Here is a 25,003-nt window from a genome sequence, read left to right on the forward strand (position 1 = left end):
CCGGCTTCTCAGGACTCTTCGTGGAGGTGGAGCGTGAGCGAACCGCGGTCCGCGCCGACGGTCGGCCAGGTCGTCCTCGGCCGACGCCTGTTGGACCTGCGGGAACGCGCCGGGATGAAGCGCGAGGAGGCCGCCCGCATCCTCCGCGTCGCCCCCGCCACGGTCCGTCGTATGGAGATGGCCGAGGTCGCGCTCAAGATCCCGTACCTGCAACTGCTCCTGAAGGCCTACGGGATCTCCGAGGAAGAGGCCGACGCCTTCGTCCAACTGGCAGAGGACGCGAACAAGCCCGGCTGGTGGCAGCGTTTCCACGACATCCTGCCCGGCTGGTTCTCGATGTACGTGAGCCTGGAGGGCGCGGCCGGCGTCATCCGCAGTTACGAACCCCATTTCGTCCCCGGCCTGTTGCAGACCGAGGACTACGCGCGCGGAGTGCTCCGCTCCGGCGCCATCGGCCAGACCCGGCCCGACGATATCGAACGCCATGTCGCCCTGCGCATGCAGCGCCAGGACCTGCTCACCCGCGAGGACGCGCCACGGCTGTGGGTCGTGATGGACGAGACCGCCCTGCGGCGCCCGGTCGGCGGCCCGGAGGTGATGCGCGCCCAGATCGACAGACTGCTCGAAGCCACGAAGCTGCCCAACGTGACACTCCAGGTCGCCCCGTTCGCCAACGGGCCGCACCCGGGCACGTACGGGCCGTTCGTGCTGTTCCGATTCGCCATGCCCGAACTGCCGGACATGGTCTACAGCGAGTACCTGACCGGCGCGGTCTATCTCGACGCGCGCGCCGAGGTGGCGACCCACCTCGAGGTCATGGACCGCATGGCGGCGCAGGCCGCTACGGCACATCGCACGAAGGAGATCCTCCGGGACCTCCGCAAGGAGCTGTGAATGGATCGCATCAAGCCGCGCAAACAGGTCTACAACGGCATGCCCGCGCGTGACTTGGGCAGCGAAGGCTGGCACAAACCGTGGAGCGGCGGGAACGGCGGGAACTGCCTGGAGGCGATGAAGCTCGCCGACGGCCGGATCGCCGTCCGACAGTCCACCGACCCCGACGGACCGGCGCTGATCTACACCACCGACGAGATGACGGCCTTCATCGAGGGCGCGAAGGCGGGGAAGGCGGACTTCCTGCTGTCCTGACGTCGTTGCCCTTGCTGCCGCTCCACTGCCTGACGCTGATGCTGAACTTATCGACGCTGGTGTTGAATTGACCACCCTTCGCGCCTTACGGAGTGCCTCATGACCGGGCAGGACCCCACGACGTCCGTCCAGATCGACACGACCAGACCCCACCCCGCGCGGATGTACGACTGGTATCTCGGCGGCAAGGACAACTACCCGGTCGACGAGGAGATGGGCCGTCAGATGCTGGCCCTCGACCCGAGGGTGCCGGTGATGGCGCGCGTCAACCGCGCCTTCATGCACCGGGCCACGCGCTGGCTGGCTCAGAACGGCGTACGGCAGTTCCTGGACATCGGCACCGGCATACCGACCGAGCCCAACCTCCACCAGGTCGCCCAGGAGATCGCCCCCGACGCCCGGGTCGTCTACTGCGACAACGACCCCATCGTCCTGGCCCACGCGGCGGCCCTGCTGCGCGGCACGGACAAGGGCGCCACCGAGTACCTCCAGGCCGACGTCCGCGACCCGGACGCCATCCTGGAGGGCGCGCGGAAGGTCCTGGACTTCTCCCGGCCCGTCGCGCTGTCGCTCATCGCGCTGCTGCACTTCGTCTCCGACGAGGACGGCGGGCACGAGCTGGTCCGCCGGCTGCTCGCCGAACTGCCCTCCGGCAGTTACCTGGTGATCACCCACGCCACGGCCGACTTCACCCCGGAGGAGTCCAGGGCGGCGACCGAGAAGCTCCGCGCCGCCGGAGTCACCCTGGCCCTGCGCTCCCGCGAGGAGTTCACCCGCTTCTTCGACGGCCTCGACCTCGTCGACCCCGGCGTCGAGGTGCCCCACCACTGGCACCCCGAGCTGGGCGAGCCCGTCCCAGGGCAGGACGACGGGGTGATTCCCGGCTACGGGGCGGTGGCGCGCAAGCCGTAGCCCTCGAGGACCCTGACGGGCCGGTCATGGCGGCGGCAGCGCACCGCACAGCGCCTCCAGGGCCGGCCCGTAGGCATGCTCGGAGGGAGTCGCGTATCCCACGACGAGGCCGTCGCTGACCGCCATGTCCGTGTCCGGGTGCCGGAACGCGCCGAGGCCGTCGAGGGCGACGCCCCGCCAGGCGGCGGCCTTGACCGCGGATGCCTCGGTGCCGGGCGGCAGCCGCAGCACCGCGTGCAGCCCGGCCGCGACGCCCGTGACCTCGACCTGCGGCGCGTGCTCGGCCAGGGCCGCGACGAGCCGGTCCCGGCGGCTCCGGTACCGCTGCCGCATCCGCCGCACATGACGGTCGTACGACCCGGAGACGATGAAGTCGGCGAGGCTCAGCTGGTCGAGGACGCTCACCCACGCCTCGCGCTCGCCCTTCACGGCGAGTACGTCCCCGACATACCGCTCCGGAAGCACCATCCAGCCCAGCCGTACCGCCGGTGACAGGCTCTTGCTGACCGAGCCGATGTGGATCACGCGCTCGGGGTCGAGCCCCTGGACGGCGCCGACCGGCCGGCGGTCGTAGCGGAACTCGCCGTCGTAGTCGTCCTCCAGGACCAGCCCGCCACGCGCGCGTGCCCAGTCGATCACGGCGGCCCGGCGCTCGGGGTGCAGCGGCCCGCCGGTCGGGAACTGGTGCGCCGGCGTGAGCAGCGCACCACGCTCGCGCCCCAACCGGTCTACCTGGGCGCCGTGTTCGTCGAGCGGGAGCGGCACGGTACGCACCCCGGCGCCCGCGAGGACCTCCCGGTGGAATCCCAGCCCGTACGCCTCGACCGCCAGTGGCCCGCGCAGGACGCCGCCTCCGAACAGCAGGCGCAGCGCGTGCGCGAAGCCGGAGCAGATCACGATCCGTCCCGGATCGGTCCGCACGCCCCGCGCACGGGCCAGGTACTCGGTGAGCGCCTCCCGCAGTTCGGTCCGTCCGGCGGGGTCGCCCGGGCCGAACACCTCGTTGGGCGCCTGCTGGAGCGCCCTGCGGTAGGAGGCCAGCCAGGCCGCGCGCGGGAACGCCGAGATGTCCGGCGTGCCCTGCAGCAGGTTGTGCCGGGGTCCACGAGCGCGGGGAGGTGCCTTCTTCGGCACGCGAGCGGCGGGACGCAGCGGCTCCGCGCGCTCGGCGACCCGGGTGCCCGAGCCCTGACGGGCGGTGAGCCAGCCCTCCGCGACGAGTTCCGCGTACGCGTCGGCCACCGTGTTGCGGGCGACACCGAGGTCCGCCGCGAGCGAGCGGTACGGCGGCAGCCGCGTGCCCGGAGCGAGCCGCCCGTCGCGTACGGCCTCGCGCAGCGCCCGGGTCAGCGCCGTGCGCCGACCGCCCGGCCCGGACAGCTCCAGATGCAGGTCGGACCCGATCCGTTCCGCGGAATTGACCCACGAATTCGCCATGGAAGTGCACCCTACAGCGGGTCTTTGCGGCTCATAGGTTGAGGGACATGACGACGAACACGACCACCGACACCACCACGAACACGACGCGGGCGCACTCGACGGGAACGGCCCGGCTGGAGTTCGCCAAGTCCGCCCCGAAGGCCTTCCGGGCCCTCATCGCCTTCGACGCCGCCGCCCGTGAGGGCCTCGACCCGGCCCTTGTCGAACTGATCCAGATCCGCGCCTCCCACCTCAACCACTGCGCGTACTGCCTCCACATGCACACCAACGACGCCCGCAAGGCAGGCGAGAGCGAGGACCGGCTGCACATGGTCGCCGTCTGGCGCGAGGCCCGCCACTTCTTCACCGAGCGGGAGCAGGCGGCCCTCGCCCTCACGGAGGCGATGACCCTCGTCGCCGACGCCGGCGTCCCGGACGACGTCTACGCGCGGGCCGCGTCCCTCTTCGAGGAACGGGAACTGGCCCAGGTCCTCGCCGTGATCTGCACGATCAACACCTGGAACCGGGTGGCGCTGTCCACGGCGAAGGTGGCGGGCACGGACGAGCGGTGACCACTTCTTGAGCGGGCTTCCCTCTAGACCACCATGGGCCGGTCGTACGGCCCGATCGGTGACGGCAGCCGCGAACTGCCCGTCAGATGACGGTCCACCGCGGCTGCCACGGCCCGCCCCTCGGCGATCGCCCAGACGATGAGCGACTGCCCCCGGGCGGCGTCGCCCGCGACGAACACACCGGGCACGTTCGTGGCGAAACCGGCGTCCCGCGCGACGGTCCCCCGGGGTTCCATCGCCAGCCCCAGCTGGTCGACGAGCCCGTCCTGCCGGCCGGGCCCGGAGAAGCCGAGGGCGAGCAGCACGAGGTCGGCGGGGAGCGTCCGCCCGGTGCCGTCCACCGGGCGGCGCCGCGCGTCCACCTCGACCAGGTGCAGCGACCGCACATGCCCCGCGGCGTCCCCGTCGAAGCGCAGCGTGGACGCCGCGAACAGCCGCGCGTCCGCGTCGGCGACCGGAGCGGTCCGCAGATCACGGGCCTCCTCGTGCGCGGCGGACAGCCGGTAGATCCGTATCGGATACGTCGGCCAGGGCTCGGCGTCCTCGTCGCGCTGCGCCTCCGGCAGCGCGTAGATGTCCAGTTGCGTCACCGATGCGGCACCCTCCCGGACGGCCGTGCCCAGGCAGTCCGCCCCGGTGTCGCCGCCGCCGACGATGACGACGTGCTTCCCGGCGGCGGACAGGGGTGACGTCTCCAGATCGCCCGCGCAGACCCGGTTGGAGAGCGGCAGATACTCCATCGCCTGGTGAACCCCCGTCAGCTCCCGCCCCGGCACGGTGAGTTCGCGCCACGCGGTCGCGCCCATGGCGAGCACCACGGCGTCGTAGCGGGTCCGCAGCTCATCGGCACCGATGTCCTGACCGACCGACATCGAGGTACGGAACTTGGTCCCCTCGGCCCGCATCTGCTCCAGCCGACGCTCCAGATGGTGCTTCTCCATCTTGAACTCGGGGATGCCGTACCGCATCAGCCCGCCGGGCCGGTCGTCCCGCTCGTACACCGCGACCGTGTGCCCGGCCCGGGTCAGCTGCTGGGCCGCGGCCAGCCCGGTGGGCCCCGAACCGATCACCGCGACCGTCTTGCCGGACAGCCGCTCCGGCGGCCTCGGCGGAGCGAAGCCCTCCTCCCACACCCGGTCGGCGATCGCGCACTCGACGTTCTTGATGGTGACGGCCGGCTGGTTGATCGCCAGCACACACCCCGCCTCGCACGGCGCCGGGCACAGCCGCCCGGTGAACTCCGGGAAGTTGTTCGTGGCGTGCAGCCGGTCGGCGGCCGCCCGCCAGTCCTCCCTGGACACCAGGTCGTTCCACTCGGGGATCAGATTGCCCAGCGGGCAGGCGTCATGGCAGAACGGGATGCCGCAGTCCATGCAGCGGTCGGCCTGCTTGCTGATGATCGGCAACAGCGCCCCGGGCACATAGACCTCGTCCCAGTCCCGCACCCGTTCCTCGACCGGCCGCCGCGGCCAGTCCTGGCGGGGGGTGGTCATGAAACCCTTGGGATCGGCCATGGCCGTCTCCCTTGCGTGCGCGTCTCGACAGGCCGTGCGTCGTCGGGCGGTACTCCTCCGGCCACGATACGTCCGCCTCCGGACCGGTGCCCGTCGCCGCGGTTGTCGGGTGGGCGCCGTCAGGTGAGCGCCAGCACGTACGCGAGCGCCGCCCCGGCCGAGGCGACCGTGCGGACGTGGTTCCACATCGTCCACTCGCGCACATACGCCGGCCAGTACGCGGCCGCCTCCGACGTGCCCGGCTCCAGCTTGGCCAGCGCGTCGTTGCGCGGCACGTTCGCGACCATGGTGAGCCCGAACGAGCCGACCAGATACAGCGCGCTGCCCACCAGCAGCTCCACCGTCCCCTCCTCCGGCCACAGCACGAACGTCACCACGGCGATCACCGCGCACAGCACCGCCGACCCGAGGAACACGACCATGAAGGGCGGCGTCACCGCGGCCACGTTGATCGCGTTCATCGCGGCGACTCCCTGCGCGGGCGGCAGCGTGGCGAGGCCCCGCATGACGAAGGTCGAGAAGCCGCAGAACACCCCCGCCACCAGGCCGGTCCCGAGCACACCCAGCACCGTCAGCACGAAGTACGGCCCGTCGATCATGTCAGCCTCTCCCGCCCGTCGAGCCGGGATCCTGCCCGGCGCCCTTCCTCACCACAAGTGAATTCCCGTACGAGCACCGTGACCATGGCCGAACGGCGCGGGGCCATAAGCGAACGTCCACGATCCCTCGAACGGCCGTGTCGGCCAGTCCACACGGGGCTGTCGGCCAAAGCCCGGCCAGTCCACACGGGGCTGTCGGCCGAAGCCGGGCCGGATCACCCGGCCTGCCGGCCGACGCCCGGCCGGATCACCCGGCGGAACCGAGCCCCGCCTCGGCCCACCCCCCGAGCACCGTCTGCACCGCCGCCGCGATCCGCCGCCGCGCCTCATGTCTCGGCACGCCGCTCATCAGCAGCCGGTCGTACGGCGTGTCCAGATGCCGCACGGACGCCACGACCGCCGAGGTCACGGCCGCCTCGGTCAGCGCCCGCCCTGCCGCACTGCGGCCCACCCGCCCGCTGCCCCGCTCCGAGGCGTGTGCCGCGATGGCGTGTGCCCGGTCGGCGGGGCATCCGGGATACAGACGCCGTATCTCCGCCGCGAAGGCCTGGGCGAAGAGCTCGTCCTGAGCCGCCCGCCGCCCCGCGTCCCGCACCCGGCGCCGCCGCCGTGCCTCGGCGTCCGCGAGACACCGCCGCTCGGCCCGCGCCAGCGCCGCCTCCTCGACCAGGACGCCCTGCCGTTCGTAACGGCTCTTGCGCCGGTTGAACCGTACGACCACCGCCGACAGCGTGCTCTCCTCCCGCGATCTGCGCGTCAGCGCGGTGTCGCCGCTCGGCAGGAACACCAGATGCCCGAGGTCGGCGCAGTCGAGGCAGCGCGGGGCCCGGTCCTCCAGGGTGAGCAGCGGCAGCGGCCCACGCCGGCACTCGGCGCAGTACCGGCCCTTGAGAGGCTGGAAGACGAGGAGCCCGGTGAGGGGCGGAAGCATCGCGCGGGGGACCATACGTGGTTCATTCCCCCTGACGACGGGACGCACTACGCCCGCCACGACCGACCCCGGCCCTCTCGACGCGGCCTCCCCGCGGAATGTCCCTCCCCGGCGTCCGAGGAGCCCGCGGGCGTGACAATTCCTGCCCCGGCCTGACGCATCATGGGCCGTGTGCGACTCGAAGCGATCACCTGGGACCGGCTCGGCGACCTGCTCGCCGAGCGCCTCCTCGACCTGAAGCCCGCCGACGGCGCTCCCTGGCCGCGCGTCGCCTTCGACGGCGCCCCGGCCGCCCGCCCCGGGGATCTCGCCCGGCGGGTCTCCGAGGCGCTGCGCATACGCGGCCGCTCGTCGCTCGTCGTGGGCACGGAGGGATTTCTGCGCCCTGCCTCGGTGCGGCTGGAGTACGGCCACCGGGACGTGGAGGCCTATTACAACGGCTGGTACGACACCGGCGCCCTCTGGCGTGAGGTGTTCGGCCCTCTCGAAACCGGCGGTGACGGCCGTGTCCTGCCCGACCTGTGGGACCCGGCCGCCGACCGGGCCACACGCAGTCCCTACGTCGAACTCCCGCCCGGCGGCGCCCTGTTGATGCACGGACCCTTCCTCCTTCGGCACTGGTTCCCCTTCGATCTGAGTGTTCACGTCCTGCTCTCCCCGGGCGCCCTGCGCCGCCGCACGCCCGAGGACGAGCACTGGACCCTCCCGGCCTTCGAGCGCTACGAGCACGAGACGGACCCGGCCGGCACGGCGGACGTCCTGGTACGGGCCGACGATCCGCGCCATCCGGCGTGGAGCGGTTGAGCGGCTGCTCCCCGTGCGGCGGTCACGGGTGCGTTCCGTGTCAGACGGGTTCCGTGTGCGGGCATCCGGTGGCGCGGCGAGAATGAAGGGCGTCGGGACTCGCGGTGCGTCCCGCGCCGCGCCGGCCGTCCGGCAACGGGAGGTACTCCATGACCACCGCCGGAGACATCATGCACCGCGGCGCCCAGTGGATCCCCGCTCACGAAACCCTCGACCGCGCCGCCCAGCTCATGCGCGAACTGAACGTCGGCGCCCTGCCCATCAGCGACGAGAACGAGCGGCTCTGCGGCATCCTCACCGACCGCGACATCGTCGTAGGCTGCGTCGCTATGGGGCACGACCCCGCCAGGATCACCGCGGGTGAGATGGCCAAGGGCACCCCGCGCTGGATCGACGCGAACGCCGATGTCGGCGAAGTGCTCCGTGAGATGCGGGAGCACCAGATCCGCAGGCTGCCCGTGATCCAGGACAAGCGCCTGGTCGGCATGATCAGCGAAGCCGACCTGGCCCGGCATCTGGCGGACGACCAGATCGCCTCCTGGGCCGAGAGCGTCTACTCCACCACCACACGCTGATCCGCCGGGTGACTCCCCGCGTCAGAGCCAGCCGCTGCGCCGGAACGCCCGGTACAGCGTCACGCACGCGACGGATATGACGCCGAGGACCATGCCGTAGCCGTACCGCCAGTGCAGCTCCGGCATGTGCTCGAAGTTCATGCCGTACACGCCGCAGACCATCGTCGGCACGGCGATGATCGCGGCCCACGCCGTGATCTTCCGCATGTCCTCGTTCTGCGCGACCGTGACCTGCGCCAGGTGCGCCTGCAGGATGGAGTTGAGCAGTTCGTCGAAGGCGGCGATCTGCTCCTTCGCCCGCAGCAGATGGTCCGAGACGTCGCGGAAGTACGCCTGTATCTCCGGGTCGACCGCTCGGATCGGACGGGTGGCGAGATCCTCCAGCGGGCGGCTGAGCGGCACCACGGCCCGCTTCAGCTCGAGCAGTTCACGCTTGAGCTGGTAGATGCGCCCCGGGTCGGCTCGGGCGCCGGTCTCCGCGAAGACATCCGTCTCGACCTGGTCGATGTCGGCCTGCACCGAGTCCGTGACCGTCAGGTAGTCGTCCACCACGTGGTCCGCGATCGCGTGCAGCACCGCGGAGGGGCCCTTGGCCAGCTGGCCGGGATCGGACTCCAGCTCCTCGCGCAGCGGACCGAGCGAGCCGTGCCGGCCGTGCCGGACCGTGATCACGAAGTCCCCGCCGACGAACACCATGATCTCGCCGGTGTTCACCACCTCGCTCGTGGCCGTCAGCTCCTCGTGCTCGACGTAGCAGACCGTCTTGAACACCGCGAAGAGTGTCTCGCCGTACCGCTCCAGCTTGGGGCGCTGGTGGGCCTCGACGGCGTCCTCGACGGCCAGCGGGTGCAGGTCGAAGAGCTCGGCGATGCCCGCGAACTCCTGGTCGGTCGGCTCGTGCAACCCGAGCCAGACGAAGCCCTCCCGGCTCTTGCGCACCCGCTCCACGACATCCACCAGATCGCCGCGCACGGGGGTGCGGACGCCGTCCCGGTACGTCACGCAGTTCACCACCGAGGAGCCCAGCGGGGAGCGGGCCGGGTGACTCAGGTCGACGCGCGGGCGCCGCCTGGCCAGCCGAGCCACCTTGCGAAGGCCACCGACCCCGCCGAGGCTCGTGACCTTCCGCAGATTCCCTGCCATGGACATCCGGTTCTCCTTGCGTGGAACTCCTCGCGCCGTTCCTGCGCCTTGGCGCGCCAGTCTGCCAGGCCCACGTGAGCTGCGGGTAAGCCTGTGGAAACGACCCATTCCGCTTTGTTCCCGGCTGTGGACGAACGACTCGCCGGTGCCGTCGCTCCTAGACATCGACGCGGGCCGGTACGGGTGCGGTTCTCCTTTCCGGAGCGTCGACAATCAAGAACAAGTAAGACAAATGGGATGATCGCAGCATGACGCGAACCGATGGGTATGTCCTCGACAACCGGCAGACCGAGGCGGCGGAGCACTTCAGCGCCTTCGCCGCGCTCTTCGACCCCACGACGTTCCGGCATCTCGAAGCTCTCGGCGCGGGATCCGGCTGGCGGTGCTGGGAGGTCGGCGCCGGCGGTCCGTCCGTGGTGTCCTGGCTGGCGAAGAAGGTCGGTCCGACCGGACGTGTCGTCGCGACCGACAGCGACACCTCACGGCTCGCCCGGAGCGCCCTGCCGCGCGTAGAGGTCCGGGTCCACCGACTCGGCGCCCAGGACCCGCCGGGGGAGGGCTTCGACCTGGTGCACGCCCGCCTCGCCCTCGTCCACGTCACCGACCGGAAACGGGCGTTGCGGTCCATGGCCGACTCCCTGCGCCCCGGCGGGCGCCTCCTCGTCGAGGACGTCGACCCCGCCCTGCAGCCCCTGCTCTGCCCCGACGAGTACGGCCCCGAGCAGCAGCTCGCGAACCGGCTGCGGCACAGTTTCCGCAAACTGCTCGCCGACCGCGGGACCGACCTCCCCTCGGGCCGCACCCTCCCGCGCCTGCTCCGGGAGGTCGGCCTGACCCGCGTCCAGGCCGACGCCTACTTCCCCATCGCCTCCCCGGCCTGTGCGGCCCTGGAGTCCGCCACGATGCGCCAGATCCGCGACCAGCTGGTCACCGCGGGCCTCGCCACGGACCAGGACATCCAGCGCCACCTCATGAACGTCACGTCCGGCGCCCTCGACCTCACGACACCACCGATGATCTCGGCGTGGGGACGCAAGCGGTAGCCAGGGGACGGCGTAGGAGCCGGTCCAGCAGCCGGACAGGGGCGGCCCGCAGCCGGACAGGGCCGGCCCGCCCTGTATCAGCCGGGCAGGGGCGGCCTCCCGCCCACCCGCTCCACCGCCCGCGCACCCGCCCGGCAGCCCTCCACCGCCGCCTCTTCCGGCCCGGCGCCCGCGAGCAGGGCGCCGAGGAACGTGCCGGTGAAGGCATCACCGGCGCCGGTGGTGTCCCGCGGCGTCGCTCGCACGGCGGGAACGCGGGCGCACACCTTCCCCGAACGGGCCACGAGTGCTCCCTCGCGCCCCTGCTTGGCCACGACCAGCGGGATGCGCAGGCTCAGCTCGGCCGCCGCGTCGGCAGGGTCCGCCAACCCCGTCAGCAGGCACGCCTCGTCCCGGCTGGGCAGCAGTACGTCCACGTCCTCGACGAGCGCCAGGAAGCGCTCGACGCCCAGCCCTGTGAGGAAACCGGCCGACGCCGGGTCCAGACTCACCGGCACGCCACGCGCGCGTGCGGCCTTCAGCGCCACCGTCACCAGGGCGCGACCCGCCTCGGAGAACAGCAGATAGCCCGACAGATGCAACCGGGCCACCCCGTCGAGCAGCGCGTCCGACCAGTCGGCGGGTTCGAGCCGTGACGACGCCCCGCTGTCGGTGAGGAACGTCCGCTCCGCCGAAGCGTCCCGGTCCACCAGGCAGATCACCATGCCGGTCGGCGCCCGCTGGTCGACGACGAGCAGCGGGCGCACGCCGTGGGCCGCGAGTTCACGCTCGTGCCAGGCAGCCGCGTCCGCGCCCACGCGCCCGAACAGCCGCACCTCCGACTCACCCCGGTGCGCCGCCCAGCACGCCACATTGGCGCCCGCCCCGCCCGGTACCGTCCGGATCGAGGCGACCGTGTCCGTGCCCGCCGCGAGCGGCCCCCGGTGCCGCGCGACGACATCGGTGATGACATCCCCGACGACCAACAGCGCCGCGCCCTGCACGGACGGCTCTCCACGACCCGCGGGGCGGCCGGCCCCGGTCCCGGTCACCCCCGGGCCCAGGCCGCCGCGATCCGCGCCGCCAGGCGCACATTGCCGCGGACCGCCGCCAGGTTGGCGCTCAGCGAGGCCCCGTCGGTGTGCCGCACCAGATGGTCGAGCAGGAACGGCGTGACCGCCTGGCCGGTGACCCCCTCCTCCTGGCACGCGTGCAGCGCGTCCGCGAGCACACGCGCGTGCAGCTCCGGTTCGAGCTGTTCCTCCTCGGGGACGGGGTTGGCGACGATCAGCGCCGACTCCGGCTCGCCGAGCGCGTCCTGGGCCCGCATGACGCCCGCCACCTGCTCCGGCGTCCGCAGCGTCCAGTCCACCGGATGCCCCGAGTCGGACAGATAGAAGCCGGGGAACCGGTCGGTGCCGTACCCGGCCACCGCGACCCCCAGCGTCTCCAGCCGCTGCAGGGTCGCCGGCACGTCCAAGATCGACTTCACCCCGGCACACACCACGGTGATCCGCGTTCGTGCCAGCAGCCCCAGATCGGCCGACTCGTCCTGCGTCACCGTCCACTCCCGGTGCACCCCGCCGAGCCCGCCGGTCGCGAACACCCGGACCCCCGCCAGCGCCGCCAGCAGCGCGGTCGCCGACACCGTGGTCGCTCCGCTGGCCCCGGAGGACAGCGCGAGCGGCAGATCACGGTGGCCCAGCTTGCGGATCCCGTCCTCGTTCGCGACCCGCTCCAGCTGCTCCTTGTCCAGTCCGACATGGGGCCGCCCGTCCAGCACGGCGATCGTCGCGGGCACCGCCCCCTCCTGCCGCACGGCCGTCTCCAGTTCCAGGGCCACCTGGAGGTTGCGCGGCCGGGGCAGCCCGTGGGCGATGATCGTGGACTCCAGGGCCACCACGGGCTGCCGCGCCTCGAGCGCCGCCCGCACCTCTTCCGACATCACCAGCACCACGCCTGCCTCCTGTCAGTCGGTCCTCCCTCATCTCTGGCGGGCGGCGCGCCGGGCCAAACCCTTGCGGGCTGTCACGGAGGTCACGAGCCTGGAGTGCATGACGGACCACACAGCACGTCTCGACCACGTCGTCCTCTGGGTGCGCGACCCGGTCGCCGCCGCCGACTTCTACGAGAAGGCCGTCGGCCTGGAGACGCTCAGGCTCACCGAGTTCGCCGCGGGCAAGGTGCCGTTCCCCTCCGTGCGCGTCAACGACGAGACCATCCTCGACCTCATGCCGCGGACCTTCGCGGAACGCATGACGATGCTGCCCGGCGCCGCCGACAGCGCCGGCCACCCCGTCAACCACGTCTGCCTGTCCCTGCCCCGGGGCGACTTCGACGCCCTTCTCAGCCGGCTCGAAGAACGCTCCGTACCGATGTCGGACCTCTCCTACGACTCCTTCGGTGCCCGGGGCAAGGCCACCCGCAGCTTCTACTTCCGGGACCCGGACGGGAACGTCTTCGAGGCGCGGCACTACGACTGACCAGGCGCGGGACCTCAGAGCGGACCTCGGCGGGACCTCAGAACGGACCTCGGCGGGACCTCAGAAGAGAGGCTCGGGCAGCACCCCTTCCAGGGCGAGCAGCTTCCGCTTGGTCTCCAGACCGCCCCCGAAGCCGCCGATGCCGCCGCCGCTCTCGACGACCCGGTGGCAGGGCACCACCACCGGCAGTGGGTTGGCGCCCATGGCCATCCCGACGGCCTGCGCGGCGCCGGGCTGCCCGACCCGCCCGGCCAGATCGCCGTACCCCACGACCGTGCCGTAGGGCACGCCCGAGGCCAGTTCGCGCAGGACCTCGCGGTTGAAGCCGGAGATCAGCGACCAGTCCAGCGGCAGGTCGAAGTCGCGTCGCCCACCCGCGAGGTACGCCTCGATCTGGCGTATCGCCTCGGCCAGCAGCGGGGAGCCCGGATCCTCGACGGGCTCGGTGCCGAGGCGCGACGCCAGCCGCTCGAGAGCCCGGTCCCGCACCGCGTCCGTGGCATGGAACACGACGCTGACCAGGCCCTCGCGGGTCGCGGCCAGCAGCAGCGGACCGATGTCGCTGTCGACGACGCCCCACACGACCCGCTGCTCGACCTGCCCATGGCTGTCCATGCGCCCACCGTACGACCCACCACTGACAACGCCCCCGGGGCGACGGCTCACCCGCCCACGGCCTCCCGCACCACATCCGGCTTGTTCGCGATGATCCCGTCGACGCCGTAGCGGGCGACGCGCTGGGCGGTGGCCGCGTCGTCGACCGTCCAGGTGAAGACCTCCATGGGCGTGCCGTGCGGCCCGTCGAACGCCTGCACGGCGGAGACGTACGCCGTGGAGAGCGAGCCGTGCGACGGGTTGATCTGGTCGGCGAAGCCGGCGTAGGCGGACAGCTCCGACACCGGCGGCGTCCCCAGGAAGCCGGTCTTCACACCGGGCTTCAGCTCGTGCACCGTCCGGACGCTGTCCGCGCTGAAGCTCTGCACGATCAGCCGGCCCGCCAGATGCGAGGTGTCGAGCCAGCCTTCGTTGCTGAGCACCTTGAGCGTCTGGCGCTCTATGCCCGGATACAGCTCCGGGTTCTTGATCTCCAGGAGAAGCTTCTGGTGGTGCCGCTCGACGCGGTCCACGAACTGTTCCAGCGTCGGCACGCGCGCGCCCGCGTGGTCGGGGCCGAACCAACTGCCCGCGTCGAGACGGGCGATCTCGGCGGCGGTGAAGTCCTTCACCTTCCAGGGGGCCCGCCCGGGGAAGACCTCCTCGACGTCCGTGGTGCGCCGCAGGTTGTCGTCGTGGACGACGACGAGCTCGCCGTCACTGGTCTGCTGGACGTCGTTCTCCACCCAGGCGATGCCCAGCTCGGCCGCCTTGTCGACGGCGGCCAGCGTGTTCTCGGGCGCGTACGCGGAAGCGCCCCGGTGGGCGATGACCAGCGGCGCCGGCTCGGCGTCGGCGGCCCCGGCGGGGGAGACGGGGACGAGGAGAGCGGCGGTCCCCAGGAGTGCGGTGGTGGAGGCGGCAACAGCGCGCGCGTGCATGCGTACTCCTCGCGTGAGCGTTCGGCGACATCACAGACAGATCAACTGTGACAGCAGAGGGTCAACGCGAGAGGGGTGCAGGATGGCCACAGGTTGAACGCAGATGACCCAACTCCGGTCACTGGTGCCGCACAACTGAGGCAAGGCCGTGTTTCTTTGCCGGAAAGTCGTTCGACCATTCCGGTGGGAGTCATACTCTCTGCGTCAACCCTGACCGCTCGTGCGGTCCTGGGAGGGGGCACATCAGGAGTTCCGGGACGCAAAGGGCGGGAAGGGCAGCCGCGCATGCAGGGCACGGTCGACGGATTCAGCTACGGCCTGGTCACACCCCTGGTGGCCTACCTCATGGCCTGCCTCGGCGGCGCCCTGGGGCTGCGGTGCACCACCAGATCCATGCTCGTCGCCCAGTCGTGGCGCCCCGGCTGGCTCGCCCTCGGCTCGGCCGCCATCGGCTCCGGCATATGGACCATGCACTTCGTCGCCATGATGGGGTTCACGGTCCAGGAGACACCGATCCACTACGACAAGGCGATGACCTTCGCGAGCCTCGCCGTGGCCATCGTCATGGTGGGCGTCGGGGTCTTCATCGTGGGCTACAAGGGCGCTCGGGGAACGGCCCTTTTCACCGGGGGCACCATCACCGGTCTGGGCATAGCGTCGATGCACTACCTCGGTATGGCCAGCATGCGCCTGGACGGGAAGCTGGAGTACAACACCCTCACCGTCGGCATCTCCGTCGCGATCGCCATGTGCGCCGCCACCGCAGCCCTGTGGGCGGCCGGCCAGGTCCGGGGATTCCTGTGGAGCGTGGGCGCCAGCCTCGTCATGGGGCTCGCCGTCAGCGGCATGCACTACACCGGCATGGCCGCCCTCGACGTCCACCTCCACGGCACCGCGACGCCCACCTCGGGAGAGTCGCCGGCGGCCCTGCTCGCGCCGATGCTGATCGGCCCGCTCGCCTTCCTCCTGCTCGCGGGCGTCGTGGTGATGTTCGACCCGCTGATGGTCATGGGGAAGCCCGCCGTCGCACCCGCCGAGCAGAAGCCCGGCATCCCGGCCCACGCCCACACGGCCGTCCACCACTCCGCGCACCGACTGCGGTTCCGCCCCCGCCGCCCCGTGGAGCGCGGCCGCTCCCGGGCCCCGCAGAATCGCTGATCGGAGCCCGTTGTCAGTGCGGGGTCGTACGGTGGATCCCATGCGGCCCGTTTCCCAGATCGAACGCACGGTGGCGCCCTTCGAGGTCGTCAGCCCCTACCAGCCGAACGGCGACCAGCCGGCGGCCATCGCCGATCTCGCCCGGCGCGTCCAGGCAGGCGAGAAGGACGTCGTCCTGCTCGGCGCGACCGGCACCGGCAAGTCCGCCACCACCGCGTGGATGATCGAGAAGCTCCAGCGCCCCACCCTCGTAATGGCGCCGAACAAGACACTGGCCGCCCAGCTGGCGAACGAGTTCCGCGAGCTGCTCCCGAACAACGCCGTCGAGTACTTCGTCTCGTACTACGACTACTACCAGCCCGAGGCGTACGTCCCGCAGTCGGACACCTACATCGAGAAGGACTCCTCGATCAACGAGGAGGTCGAGCGCCTGCGCCACTCCGCGACCAATTCGCTGCTCACCCGCCGCGACGTCGTGGTGGTCGCCTCGGTCTCCTGCATCTACGGCCTCGGTACACCGCAGGAGTACGTGGACCGCATGGTCCCCCTCAGGGTCGGCGACGAGTTCGACCGGGACGAGCTGCTGCGCCGCTTCGTCGACATCCAGTACACGCGCAACGACATGGCCTTCACCCGCGGCACCTTCCGCGTCCGCGGCGACACCATCGAGATCTTCCCGGTCTACGAGGAGCTGGCCGTCCGCATCGAGATGTTCGGCGACGAGATCGAGGCGCTCTCCACCCTCCACCCGCTCACCGGCGAGATCATCAGCGACGACCAGCAGCTGTACGTCTTCCCGGCCTCCCACTACGTCGCGGGGCCCGAGCGCCTGGAGCGGGCGGTCAACGACATCGAGAAGGAGCTGGGCGAGCGCCTCGCGGAACTGGAGAAGCAGGGCAAGCTCCTGGAGGCCCAGCGCCTCAGGATGCGCACCACGTACGACATCGAGATGCTCCGCCAGATCGGCTCCTGCTCCGGCGTCGAGAACTACTCGATGCACTTCGACGGCCGCCTGCCCGGCTCCCCGCCCAACACCCTGCTCGACTACTTCCCGGACGACTTCCTCCTCGTCATCGACGAGTCGCACGTCACGGTGCCCCAGATCGGCGCCATGTACGAGGGCGACGCCTCCCGCAAGCGCACTCTCGTCGACCACGGCTTCCGGCTGCCCTCCGCCCTGGACAACCGCCCCCTGAAGTGGGAGGAGTTCCAGGAGCGCGTCGACCAGACGGTCTACCTGTCGGCGACCCCCGGAAACTACGAGCTCTCCCGCGGCGACGGCGTCGTCGAGCAGATCATCCGCCCCACCGGCCTGATCGACCCCGAGGTCGTCGTCAAGCCCACCGAGGGCCAGATCGACGACCTGGTCCACGAGATCCGGACCCGCACCGACAAGGACGAGCGCGTCCTGGTCACCACGCTCACCAAGAAGATGGCCGAGGACCTCACGGACTACTTCCTGGAGCTGGGCATCCAGGTGCGCTATCTGCACAGCGACGTCGACACCCTGCGCCGCGTCGAGCTGCTGCGCGAGCTGCGCTCCGGCGAGTACGACGTGCTCGTCGGCATCAACCTCCTGAGGGAGGGCCTCGACCTGCCCGAGGTGTCCCTGGTGGCGATCCTGGACGCCGACAAGGAGGGCTTCCTGCGCTCCGGCACCTCCCTGATCCAGACCATCGGCCGCGCCGCGCGCAACGTCTCGGGCCAGGTCCACATGTACGCCGACAAGATCACCCCGGCGATGGAGAAGGCCATCGACGAGACCAACCGGCGCCGGGAGAAGCAGATCGCGTACAACACGGAACAGGGCATCGACCCCCAGCCCCTCCGTAAGAAGATCAACGACATCGTCGCCCAGATCGCCCGCGAGGACATCGACACCGAGCAGCTGCTCGGCTCGGGCTACCGCAAGGGGCGCAAGGACGGCGGAGGTGCCAAGGCGCCCGTGCCCTCCCTGGGCGGCAAGGCCGCGGACGGGGCCAAGCCCGCCAAGGGCAAGGGCAAGGCCAAGGAGACGGTGCCGACCGACCGCCCCGCGGCCGAACTCGCCGAGCAGATCGAGGAGCTCACCACGCGCATGCGGGCCGCCGCTGCGGACCTCCAGTTCGAGATCGCGGCCCGGCTGCGCGACGAGGTCTCCGAGATGAAGAAGGAACTGCGCCAGATGAAGGAGGCGGGCCTGGCCTGACAGCGGACCGCGTACGCGCAGTGTTGCAAGACCGACACAAAGCGCCGATCGGGGTACGTCACTGTCAGTGCCGCTGCGTAGGGTTCTGGTCAACCGCGAATGCGCGGCAACAGGGGACGTTCGAGAGGGGAATCAGCGCGTGACCGTCAACATGACCAAGGGTCAGGCCATCAGTCTGCAGAAGAACGACGGCGGCAGCCTGACCGCGGTGCGGATGGGTCTCGGCTGGCAGGCGGCTCCCCGGCGCGGCCTGTTCGGCTCCCGGACGCGCGAGGTCGACCTCGACGCCTCCGCCGTGCTGTTCGCGGACAAGCAGCCGGTCGACGTCGTCTTCTTCCGCCACCTGGTGAGCGACGACGGCTCGGTGCGCCACACCGGCGACAACCTCGTCGGCGGTGTCGGCCAGGGCGGCGACGACGAGGCCATCCTCGTCGACCTCTCCCGGGTCCCGGTCCACATCGACCAGATCGTCTTCACGGTGAACTCCTTCACGGGCCAGACGTTCCAGGAGGTGCAGAACGCGTTCTGCCGCCTGGTCGACGAGACCAACGGCCAGGAGCTCGCCCGCTACACACTGGCCGGCGGCGGCCAGTACACGGCCCAGATCATGGCCAAGGTGCACCGCTCGGGCTCGGGCTGGTCGATGACGGCCCTGGGCAACCCGGCCAACGGCCGTACCTTCCAGGACCTCATGCCGACGATTCTGCCCGTCCTCTAAGGACAGCAGGGGCAACCGCTCGGGGGCGGGCCGGCGAGCGGCACACGACACCACACAACGACACAGGGGGACGAAGGCGATGACGGCCGAGCTGGTGCGGGGGCAGAACCACCCGCTCTCCCAGGCCCGTCTCGAGATCCGGGTCTCGGCCGGTACTCCGGTCGTGGCCGCGGCCGCGCTCAGCGACGAGACCGGCAGGATCCGCGGCGTGGAATGGGTGGCCCACCCGGGCGCACCCACCCAGCCCGGTCTCGAGGTCTCCCGGCAGGCCGCCGCCGACCACCGCCTCGCGGTGGACCTGGACGCCCTGCCGGAGGCCGTCCACCGTGTCGGCGTTCTGCTCGCCCTGCCCGCCGGTGGGGCGGGCCCGGTCCGCTTCGGCGCCGTCGCCGCCCCGTTCGTCGCCGTCACCGGCCTCGACGGCGGCGAGATCGCCAGCTACACCCTCACCGGCCTGGACTCCGAGTCGGCCGTGGTCGCCCTGGAGCTCTACCGCAGGCAGGGCGCCTGGAAGGTGCGCGCGGTCGGCCAGGGCTATGCCGGCGGCCTCGCCGAACTCCTCACCGACCAGGGGCTGCCCGAGGCCCGGCAGCTCGCGGGCAACATCGACGAGGCGGTGTCCCAAGGCGTGGCCCGCTCGGTGCAGGCACCGCCGCCGCGCACCGCGGACGGCGACCGTTCCCGCCGGACAGCCGCCCCGGCCCTGGGCCCGGACCAGGGCGGCACCGCACCTCAGCCAGGGCCGGTCCCACCGATGTCCCCGTACGGCGGGCAGACGCCGGGCGGGCCGGGACAGTCCGGACCGCAGCCGTCGGCGTACCCCGGCGCCGCGCCGGACCCGTCCTCCGTCACCCAGCAGTCCGCGCCCGCGGCGGGCGGCCCGATCGACTACAGCCACCCCGGCCGCCAGAACACCGCTCCGCCCCCGCCTCCGCCCACCGCACCCCCCGCCGCGCCCGGGCAGCCCGCCCAGCCCGTGGCGGGCGACGCGACCGGCTGGTCCATGGAGGAGCGGCTCTACAACCAGGTGTGGGGCATGTTCGAGGACCTGGCCCGCACCACCGCCGCCTACCGCAGTGCCGTCGACTTCGCCGAGTCCCGGATGGACAAGGAGATCGAGCAGGTGCTGTCCGACCCGCGCAGCCGGATCGGCGGACAGGGTGACGCCGCTCGTGAGGCGGCCCGCGCCCGGCACGCACAGCTCGTCGCCCAGGCCAGGGAGGCCCTCGACCGGGACCTCTCCCAGCTCACGGCCGAGGTCGGCGTCGTCGAACCGGCCCTGCCCCCGGCGTACGCCCGTTGGGACAACCCCGTGTGGCACGCCTACCGGCCGCCGATGGAGATCCCCATGGCGCTGCGCCTGGGCGACCTCCATCTCCCCGAGGCCGACCGGATCCGCATTCCGATGCTGGTCCGGCTGCCGCTGGAGCGCGGTCTGTGGATCGACAGCGGCCGGACCGGATCGTCGGACGGTTCGTTCGCCGACTCACATGCCCTGGGGCGTCTCGCCATGGACACGGCGGTCGCGCACGCGGCCCGGCTGCTCGCCGTCTACCCGGCGGGCGAGTTCACGGTCCATGTCATCGACCCGGCCGGCTCGGGGGCGCAGCCGCTGGCGCCTCTCGTGCAGAGCGGTGTGCTCGCGGCCACGCCCGCGCTCGGCGCCGCGGGGGTGGCGGACGTGCTGGGGCGGCTCACCCAGCGGGTCGACCTGGTGCAGATGGCGGTGCGGGGAGGCGCCGCCGACTCCCTGCCGCCCGGCTTCGACACCTCGCAGCAGTTGCTGATCGTCAACGACTTCCCGCACGGCTTCGACGATCGTGCCGTGAACCAGCTGCGCTACCTCGCCGACGAGGGCCCCGCCTTCGGCGTCCACCTGATGATGGTCGCCGACCGGGAGGAGTCCTCCGGATACGGGCCTTTGCTCGACCCGCTGTGGCGTTCGCTACTGCGACTGACGCCGGTGCCCGACGACCACCTCGCCGACCCGTGGGTCGGTCACGCCTGGACGTACGAGCCCTCGCTCGTGCCGACCGGCAGCCAGGTCCTCCAGCAGGTGCTCAGCCAGGTCGCAGCCGCCCGCACCAAGTACATGTAAAGCCTCCTGACCTGGGATTTTGATCCTTCTTTTGCCAACCGCTTTACCTTTTCTTGGTGATGAAGGTACTGTTGTCGGCACGGAGGGGAGTACTCCCTGTCTGCTGCGACGTGCCCGTCAATACGGATCAGGCCAGATCCCGGGGCGTCGGCCCATCCTTGGGTGGAAGAGACCTCCGGCAGCGACGACGCTGACATTTGCCGTTAACGACTGCCGGAGGCGCAGTGGATGTTTCCGTGACCCTATGGGTCCTGACGATCGTGGGTCTCGCCGCCCTGATCGCGGTCGACTTCTTCATCGGCCGCAAACCGCACGACGTGTCGATCAAGGAAGCCGGGATCTGGACGATCGTCTGGATCGTGCTGGCCGCGCTCTTCGGGCTCGGTCTGCTGGTGTTCGGCGGCGGCCAGCCCGCCGGTGAATTCTTCGCGGGCTTCATCACCGAGAAGTCGCTGAGCGTCGACAACCTCTTCGTCTTCGTCCTGATCATGGCGAAGTTCGCGGTGCCCTCGCAGTACCAGCAGCGCGTTCTCCTGATCGGTGTTCTCATCGCCCTGGTCCTGCGGGCCATCTTCATCGCGGCCGGCGCGGCGATCCTCGCCAGCTTCGCGTGGGTGTTCTACATCTTCGGCGCCTTCCTCATCTACACCGCCTGGAAGCTCATCCAGGAGGCCCGGGCCGACGAGGAGGACGAGGAGTTCGAGGAGAACAAGCTGCTCAAGGCGGCCGAGCGCCGCTTCGGTGTGGCCGACCGCTATCACGGCACCAAGCTGTGGATCGAGGAGAACGGCAAGCGGGTCATGACCCCGATGCTGGTCGTGATGCTCGCGATCGGCACCACCGACGTCCTGTTCGCCCTCGACTCCATCCCCGCGATCTTCGGCCTGACGCAGGACCCGTACATCGTCTTCACGGCCAACGCGTTCGCCCTGATGGGTCTGCGTCAGCTGTACTTCCTCATCGGCGGCCTGCTGAAGAAGCTGGTCCACCTGAGCTACGGCCTGTCGATCATCCTGGGCTTCATCGGCGTGAAGCTGGTGCTGCACGCGCTGCACGAGTCCGGGGTGCATGTCCCCGAGATCAGCATTCCGGTCTCGCTCGGCGTGATCTGCTCCGTCCTGATCGTCACCACGATCACCAGTCTGCGAGCTTCCAAGAAGCAGGCGGCGGCCGAGGCGGCACAGGGGGAGAGCGGAAACGCTCCGAAGGACAGCATCGACGTCTGACCGCGTCGGACGACTTAGGAACAACCATCACCGGGACCGGTGGCCGGCGAATTGCCGACCACCGGTCCCGGTGCTTGCTTGGTTCCTGAGCGTGTTCCCCGGTCCGGGGGCGCCGTGGCCGGCTGGAGGTGCCATGAAGTTCGTGCAGATCATCGACTTCGAGACCGAGCACTTGGACGAGATGGAGCAGGTGTTCGAGGAGGCGGGGCAGCGCTTCGCCGGCCGGACGGGCGGCCCCACGCACCGCATCCTCCTGAAGGACCGTGACAACCCCCGCCGCTATCTGGCGCTGATCGAGTTCGAGTCGCACGAGGAGGCCATGCGCAACAGCGACGACCCCGAGACCGGCAGGATGGCGGAGAAGCTGGGCGCGCTCTGCATCGGCGAGCGTGTCTACACCAACTGCGACCTGCTGGACGCGAGCGAGCTCAAGTAGCCCGGCCCGGGCCCCGCGCGACCGGAGTGCGGGGCCCCCGGACCTCTGCGACGATCACTGCATGATCGCTCGGCGCAGGCCGCTCACGGCACAGTGGACGACCTTGGTGCCCGTGCTCGCGGCCGTGCTGCTGGTCCTCACCTGGGGGCGCGATCTGCCGGCGGCTGTCGTCGCGCTGGTGACCCTGGTCCTGGCGGGAGCTGTTCTGTCCGCCGTCCACCATGCCGAGGTGGTGGCGCACCGGGTCGGTGAGCCGTTCGGCTCCCTCGTTCTCGCCGTCGCCGTCACGATCATCGAGGTCGCCCTCATCGTCACCCTGATGGTCGACGGCGGGGACAAGAGCGCGACACTGGCCCGCGACACGGTCTTCGCAGCCGTGATGATCACCTGCAACGGCATCGTCGGCCTGTGCCTCCTGGTCGCCTCACTGCGGCACGGCACGGCCGTCTTCAACCCCGAGGGCACCGGCGCCGCACTCGCGACCGTCGCGACCCTGGCCACGCTCAGCCTGGTGCTGCCGACGTTCACCACGAGCAAACCGGGCCCGGAGTTCTCCACCGTCCAGCTGACCTTCGCGGCGGTCTCCTCGCTGATCCTGTACGGCCTGTTCGTCGCGACGCAGACCGTGCGGCACCGGGACTACTTCCTGCCGATCACCCGGCAGGGCGATGTGATCACCGCCGAGGAGCACGCCGCGGCGCCGACCGCCCGCACCGCCATGATCAGCCTGGGACTGCTGGGCCTGGCGCTGATCGGTGTGGTCGGCCTGGCCAAGGGTGTGTCGCCCACCATCGAGTCCGGGGTGGAGGCCGCCGGGCTGCACCAGGCCGTGGTCGGCGTGATCATCGCGCTGCTGGTGCTGCTCCCGGAGACCATCGCCGCGATGCGCTCCGCACGCCGCGACCGTGTGCAGACCAGCCTGAACCTCGCCCTCGGCTCGGCCATGGCCAGCATCGGCCTGACCATCCCCGCCGTCGCGCTCGCGTCCGTGTGGCTGTCCGGCCCGCTGGTGCTCGGCCTCGGCGCCACGCACATGGTGCTGCTCGCGCTGACCGTGGTGGTGGCCTCCCTGACGGTGGTCCCGGGCCGGGCCACACCGCTCCAGGGCGGGGTCCATCTGGTGCTGTTCGCGGCGTACCTGGAACTGGCGATCAACCCGTAGGCGCCCCAGCCCCGGACCCCGCCCCAGCTTCGGCCTCCGCCTCCACCTCAGCCTTCGCCCCCGCCTCCCCGGGCACCGGCCGCGTCTCCGGCAGCAGCGCGAAGCACCCCAGGCTGACCAGCGCGATCGCCGTCAGATACGCGGCCACGCCCCAGGGCACCCGCCCGCCCTGCTCGGCGAGCGCGGTCGCCACGATCGGCGTGAGCGCGCCCCCGAGGACGCCGCCGAGGTTGTAGCCGACGGCGGCGCCGGTGCAGCGCACCCGCGGCTCGTACAGCTCCGGCAGATACGCGGCGATCACGGCGAACATCGTGATGAACGAGAGCATCGCCCCCAGGAAGCCGAGGAACATCGGCAGCGGCCTGCCGGTGGCCAGGAACGCGACCATCGGGAACATCCACAGGGCGGCCGCCGCACACCCGGCCAGGCACATGGGGCGTCTGCCGTAGCGGTCCCCGAGCATCGCCACCAGCGGCGTGAGCGCGCCCTTCACGAGCACCGCGCCCATGATGCAGGTCAGCATGACGGTGCGGCTCACCCCGAGCCGTTCCGTGCCGTACGCGAGGGACCAGGTCGTCACGGCGTAGAAGATCGCGTAGCCGATCGCGAGGGCTCCGCCGGTCAGCAGGAGGAGGCGCCAGTGGTCGCGCAGGACCTCGGCGATCGGCACGCGCGCGTGGTCGTCGAGTTCGAGGAAGCTGGGGCTCTCGGGGAGTGACGAGCGCAGCCACAGCCCCACGAGCGCCAGCACGCCCGCCGCCCAGAACGGCACCCGCCATCCCCACGCGGCGAACTGCGCCTCGGACAGCGTCGCCGACAACCCCAGCACCACACCGTTGGCGAGCAGGAACCCCACGGCGGGCCCGACCTGCGGGAAGCTCGACCACAGCCCCCGTCGCTCGGCGGGCGCGTGCTCCACCGTCAGCAGCACCGCCCCGCCCCACTCCCCGCCGAGCCCAAGCCCCTGCAGGAAGCGCAGCACCAGGAGCAGCAGGGGAGCGAGCACACCGATCGTGTCGTACGTGGGCACACAGCCGACCGCGACCGTGGAGGCGCCGGTGAGCAGCAGGGAGGCGACGAGGACCGGCCGTCGCCCGCGCCGGTCCCCGATGTGGCCGAACAGCACCGACCCCAGCGGACGCGCCACGAAGCCCACGCCGAACGTGGCGAAGGCGGCCAGTGTCCCGGCCACCGGCGAGAAGGTCGGGAAGAACAGCGGCCCCAGGATGAGGGCCGCCGCGGTCCCGTAGACGAAGAAGTCGTAGAACTCGATGGCCGTGCCGGCGAGCGAGGCGGCCGCGAGGCGCGGCATGGAGGGTGCCCTTACGGAGCGTACGTCGTGCATGCCGCGTCAACTAC

Annotated in this window: 25 protein-coding genes; 15 read left to right on the plus strand and 10 right to left on the minus strand. The window is 71.2% G+C overall.

All coding sequences use genetic code 11. From position 1 onward, the window contains the following. Positions 1-33: 33 nt before the first annotated feature. From NNW99_RS29195 to NNW99_RS29205, 3 genes are all read left to right on the plus strand, one after another. Positions 34-894: a helix-turn-helix transcriptional regulator gene (locus NNW99_RS29195; protein ID WP_215122149.1), complete on the plus strand. Its 861-nt coding sequence runs from the start codon at positions 34-36 to the stop codon at positions 892-894. Then, positions 895-1,149 (plus strand): DUF397 domain-containing protein, encoded by a 255-nt coding sequence (locus NNW99_RS29200; RefSeq protein WP_184596785.1) that lies wholly within the window; start codon positions 895-897, stop codon positions 1,147-1,149. Positions 1,150-1,248: 99 nt separating this feature from the next. Next, positions 1,249-2,061: an SAM-dependent methyltransferase gene (locus tag NNW99_RS29205; RefSeq protein WP_215122150.1), complete on the plus strand. Its 813-nt coding sequence runs from the start codon at positions 1,249-1,251 to the stop codon at positions 2,059-2,061. Positions 2,062-2,085: 24 nt separating this feature from the next. Here the strand turns inward: NNW99_RS29205 and NNW99_RS29210 are convergent, their stop codons facing one another. After that, positions 2,086-3,498 carry a PLP-dependent aminotransferase family protein gene (locus tag NNW99_RS29210; protein ID WP_215122151.1) on the minus strand — a complete coding sequence of 471 codons (1,413 nt, stop codon included), beginning with the start codon at positions 3,496-3,498 and terminating at the stop codon, positions 2,086-2,088. Between the two features lie 47 nt (positions 3,499-3,545). Between NNW99_RS29210 and NNW99_RS29215 the strand changes: the two genes are divergently transcribed. Then, positions 3,546-4,052 (plus strand): carboxymuconolactone decarboxylase family protein, encoded by a 507-nt coding sequence (locus NNW99_RS29215; protein WP_215122152.1) that lies wholly within the window; start codon positions 3,546-3,548, stop codon positions 4,050-4,052. A 23-nt stretch (positions 4,053-4,075) separates the two neighbouring features. On the opposite strand, the gene NNW99_RS29220 is transcribed toward NNW99_RS29215, so the two are convergent. The 3 genes from NNW99_RS29220 to NNW99_RS29230 all read right to left on the minus strand — a co-directional run bounded on the left by NNW99_RS29220 (position 4,076) and on the right by NNW99_RS29230 (position 7,111). Next, positions 4,076-5,566: a glutamate synthase subunit beta gene (locus NNW99_RS29220; RefSeq protein WP_215122153.1), complete on the minus strand. Its 1,491-nt coding sequence runs from the start codon at positions 5,564-5,566 to the stop codon at positions 4,076-4,078. A 119-nt stretch (positions 5,567-5,685) separates the two neighbouring features. Further along, positions 5,686-6,165: a DUF1772 domain-containing protein gene (locus NNW99_RS29225; protein WP_215122154.1), complete on the minus strand. Its 480-nt coding sequence runs from the start codon at positions 6,163-6,165 to the stop codon at positions 5,686-5,688. Between the two features lie 247 nt (positions 6,166-6,412). After that, positions 6,413-7,111, minus strand: coding sequence for a DUF2293 domain-containing protein (locus NNW99_RS29230; protein WP_215122155.1), 699 nt, complete (start codon positions 7,109-7,111; stop codon positions 6,413-6,415). Positions 7,112-7,267: 156 nt separating this feature from the next. Here NNW99_RS29230 and NNW99_RS29235 point away from each other — a divergent pair, with 156 nt between their 5' ends. Then, the gene (locus NNW99_RS29235) at positions 7,268-7,900 is read left to right on the plus strand and encodes a uridine kinase (RefSeq protein WP_215122156.1); all 633 of its coding nucleotides are present in this window, start codon (positions 7,268-7,270) and stop codon (positions 7,898-7,900) included. A 149-nt stretch (positions 7,901-8,049) separates the two neighbouring features. Beyond that, positions 8,050-8,475: a CBS domain-containing protein gene (locus NNW99_RS29240; RefSeq protein WP_215122157.1), complete on the plus strand. Its 426-nt coding sequence runs from the start codon at positions 8,050-8,052 to the stop codon at positions 8,473-8,475. A 21-nt stretch (positions 8,476-8,496) separates the two neighbouring features. Here NNW99_RS29240 and NNW99_RS29245 read toward each other — a convergent pair whose 3' ends face one another. Then, entirely contained in the window at positions 8,497-9,624 is a 1,128-nt protein-coding gene (locus NNW99_RS29245) for a magnesium and cobalt transport protein CorA (protein WP_215122158.1), read from the minus strand. 242 nt (positions 9,625-9,866) lie between these two features. On the opposite strand from NNW99_RS29245, the gene NNW99_RS29250 reads away from it, so the two are divergent. Further along, positions 9,867-10,661, plus strand: coding sequence for a methyltransferase domain-containing protein (locus NNW99_RS29250; protein ID WP_215122159.1), 795 nt, complete (start codon positions 9,867-9,869; stop codon positions 10,659-10,661). A gap of 77 nt (positions 10,662-10,738) precedes the next feature. Here the strand turns inward: NNW99_RS29250 and NNW99_RS29255 are convergent, their stop codons facing one another. Continuing rightward, positions 10,739-11,692, minus strand: coding sequence for a carbohydrate kinase family protein (locus NNW99_RS29255; RefSeq protein WP_215122160.1), 954 nt, complete (start codon positions 11,690-11,692; stop codon positions 10,739-10,741). Further along, positions 11,689-12,597 (minus strand): pseudouridine-5'-phosphate glycosidase, encoded by a 909-nt coding sequence (locus NNW99_RS29260; protein ID WP_215122161.1) that lies wholly within the window; start codon positions 12,595-12,597, stop codon positions 11,689-11,691. The genes NNW99_RS29255 and NNW99_RS29260 overlap by 4 nt, the downstream gene beginning before the upstream one ends. Before the next feature lie 97 nt (positions 12,598-12,694). Here NNW99_RS29260 and NNW99_RS29265 point away from each other — a divergent pair, with 97 nt between their 5' ends. Continuing rightward, positions 12,695-13,123 (plus strand): VOC family protein, encoded by a 429-nt coding sequence (locus NNW99_RS29265; protein ID WP_215122162.1) that lies wholly within the window; start codon positions 12,695-12,697, stop codon positions 13,121-13,123. A gap of 60 nt (positions 13,124-13,183) precedes the next feature. On the opposite strand, the gene NNW99_RS29270 is transcribed toward NNW99_RS29265, so the two are convergent. Continuing rightward, positions 13,184-13,738 (minus strand): methylated-DNA--[protein]-cysteine S-methyltransferase, encoded by a 555-nt coding sequence (locus NNW99_RS29270; RefSeq protein WP_215122163.1) that lies wholly within the window; start codon positions 13,736-13,738, stop codon positions 13,184-13,186. Positions 13,739-13,785: 47 nt separating this feature from the next. Further along, positions 13,786-14,658 carry a glycerophosphodiester phosphodiesterase family protein gene (locus tag NNW99_RS29275; RefSeq protein ID WP_215122164.1) on the minus strand — a complete coding sequence of 291 codons (873 nt, stop codon included), beginning with the start codon at positions 14,656-14,658 and terminating at the stop codon, positions 13,786-13,788. Between the two features lie 285 nt (positions 14,659-14,943). Here NNW99_RS29275 and NNW99_RS29280 point away from each other — a divergent pair, with 285 nt between their 5' ends. From NNW99_RS29280 to NNW99_RS29310, 7 genes are all read left to right on the plus strand, one after another. Then, positions 14,944-15,816, plus strand: coding sequence for an MHYT domain-containing protein (locus NNW99_RS29280; protein WP_215122165.1), 873 nt, complete (start codon positions 14,944-14,946; stop codon positions 15,814-15,816). A 40-nt stretch (positions 15,817-15,856) separates the two neighbouring features. Further along, positions 15,857-18,004 carry an excinuclease ABC subunit UvrB gene (gene uvrB, locus NNW99_RS29285; protein WP_215122166.1) on the plus strand — a complete coding sequence of 716 codons (2,148 nt, stop codon included), beginning with the start codon at positions 15,857-15,859 and terminating at the stop codon, positions 18,002-18,004. Positions 18,005-18,143: 139 nt separating this feature from the next. After that, a complete protein-coding gene (locus NNW99_RS29290) occupies positions 18,144-18,722 on the plus strand; it encodes a TerD family protein (RefSeq protein ID WP_215122167.1) in 579 nt (192 codons plus the stop codon). Positions 18,723-18,801: 79 nt separating this feature from the next. Next, the gene (locus NNW99_RS29295) at positions 18,802-20,820 is read left to right on the plus strand and encodes a TerD family protein (RefSeq protein WP_215122168.1); all 2,019 of its coding nucleotides are present in this window, start codon (positions 18,802-18,804) and stop codon (positions 20,818-20,820) included. 224 nt (positions 20,821-21,044) lie between these two features. Beyond that, positions 21,045-22,046, plus strand: a complete 1,002-nt coding sequence (locus NNW99_RS29300) for a TerC/Alx family metal homeostasis membrane protein (protein ID WP_215122169.1) — start codon at positions 21,045-21,047, stop codon at positions 22,044-22,046. 133 nt (positions 22,047-22,179) lie between these two features. Then, positions 22,180-22,482: a hypothetical protein gene (locus NNW99_RS29305; protein WP_215122170.1), complete on the plus strand. Its 303-nt coding sequence runs from the start codon at positions 22,180-22,182 to the stop codon at positions 22,480-22,482. A 61-nt stretch (positions 22,483-22,543) separates the two neighbouring features. Further along, positions 22,544-23,644, plus strand: a complete 1,101-nt coding sequence (locus tag NNW99_RS29310) for a calcium:proton antiporter (RefSeq protein ID WP_215122171.1) — start codon at positions 22,544-22,546, stop codon at positions 23,642-23,644. Here the strand turns inward: NNW99_RS29310 and NNW99_RS29315 are convergent. Continuing rightward, positions 23,634-24,956 (minus strand): MFS transporter, encoded by a 1,323-nt coding sequence (locus NNW99_RS29315; RefSeq protein ID WP_215122172.1) that lies wholly within the window; start codon positions 24,954-24,956, stop codon positions 23,634-23,636. The genes NNW99_RS29310 and NNW99_RS29315 overlap by 11 nt on opposite strands. Positions 24,957-25,003 lie beyond the last annotated feature (47 nt).

Origin of the sequence: Streptomyces sp. CRCS-T-1 (assembly GCF_024442335.1) — a bacterium.
Taxonomy (GTDB): Bacteria; Actinomycetota; Actinomycetes; order Streptomycetales; family Streptomycetaceae; genus Streptomyces; species Streptomyces koelreuteriae.

What these genes read in the sequence shown, in the direction of transcription:
- NNW99_RS29200 (WP_184596785.1), top strand. Translation starts at nt 895, where the DNA reads ATGGATCGCATCAAGCCGCGCAAACAGGTCTACAACGGCATGCCCGCG.
- NNW99_RS29205 (WP_215122150.1), top strand. Translation starts at nt 1,249, where the DNA reads ATGACCGGGCAGGACCCCACGACGTCCGTCCAGATCGACACGACCAGA.
- NNW99_RS29210 (WP_215122151.1), bottom strand. Translation starts at nt 3,498, where the DNA reads ATGGCGAATTCGTGGGTCAATTCCGCGGAACGGATCGGGTCCGACCTG.
- NNW99_RS29215 (WP_215122152.1), top strand. Translation starts at nt 3,546, where the DNA reads ATGACGACGAACACGACCACCGACACCACCACGAACACGACGCGGGCG.
- NNW99_RS29220 (WP_215122153.1), bottom strand. Translation starts at nt 5,566, where the DNA reads ATGGCCGATCCCAAGGGTTTCATGACCACCCCCCGCCAGGACTGGCCG.
- NNW99_RS29225 (WP_215122154.1), bottom strand. Translation starts at nt 6,165, where the DNA reads ATGATCGACGGGCCGTACTTCGTGCTGACGGTGCTGGGTGTGCTCGGG.
- NNW99_RS29230 (WP_215122155.1), bottom strand. Translation starts at nt 7,111, where the DNA reads ATGGTCCCCCGCGCGATGCTTCCGCCCCTCACCGGGCTCCTCGTCTTC.
- NNW99_RS29240 (WP_215122157.1), top strand. Translation starts at nt 8,050, where the DNA reads ATGACCACCGCCGGAGACATCATGCACCGCGGCGCCCAGTGGATCCCC.
- NNW99_RS29245 (WP_215122158.1), bottom strand. Translation starts at nt 9,624, where the DNA reads ATGTCCATGGCAGGGAATCTGCGGAAGGTCACGAGCCTCGGCGGGGTC.
- NNW99_RS29250 (WP_215122159.1), top strand. Translation starts at nt 9,867, where the DNA reads ATGACGCGAACCGATGGGTATGTCCTCGACAACCGGCAGACCGAGGCG.
- NNW99_RS29265 (WP_215122162.1), top strand. Translation starts at nt 12,695, where the DNA reads ATGACGGACCACACAGCACGTCTCGACCACGTCGTCCTCTGGGTGCGC.
- NNW99_RS29270 (WP_215122163.1), bottom strand. Translation starts at nt 13,738, where the DNA reads ATGGACAGCCATGGGCAGGTCGAGCAGCGGGTCGTGTGGGGCGTCGTC.
- NNW99_RS29275 (WP_215122164.1), bottom strand. Translation starts at nt 14,658, where the DNA reads ATGCACGCGCGCGCTGTTGCCGCCTCCACCACCGCACTCCTGGGGACC.
- NNW99_RS29280 (WP_215122165.1), top strand. Translation starts at nt 14,944, where the DNA reads ATGCAGGGCACGGTCGACGGATTCAGCTACGGCCTGGTCACACCCCTG.
- uvrB (WP_215122166.1), top strand. Translation starts at nt 15,857, where the DNA reads ATGCGGCCCGTTTCCCAGATCGAACGCACGGTGGCGCCCTTCGAGGTC.
- NNW99_RS29295 (WP_215122168.1), top strand. Translation starts at nt 18,802, where the DNA reads ATGACGGCCGAGCTGGTGCGGGGGCAGAACCACCCGCTCTCCCAGGCC.
- NNW99_RS29305 (WP_215122170.1), top strand. Translation starts at nt 22,180, where the DNA reads ATGAAGTTCGTGCAGATCATCGACTTCGAGACCGAGCACTTGGACGAG.
- NNW99_RS29310 (WP_215122171.1), top strand. Translation starts at nt 22,544, where the DNA reads ATGATCGCTCGGCGCAGGCCGCTCACGGCACAGTGGACGACCTTGGTG.
- NNW99_RS29315 (WP_215122172.1), bottom strand. Translation starts at nt 24,956, where the DNA reads ATGCCGCGCCTCGCGGCCGCCTCGCTCGCCGGCACGGCCATCGAGTTC.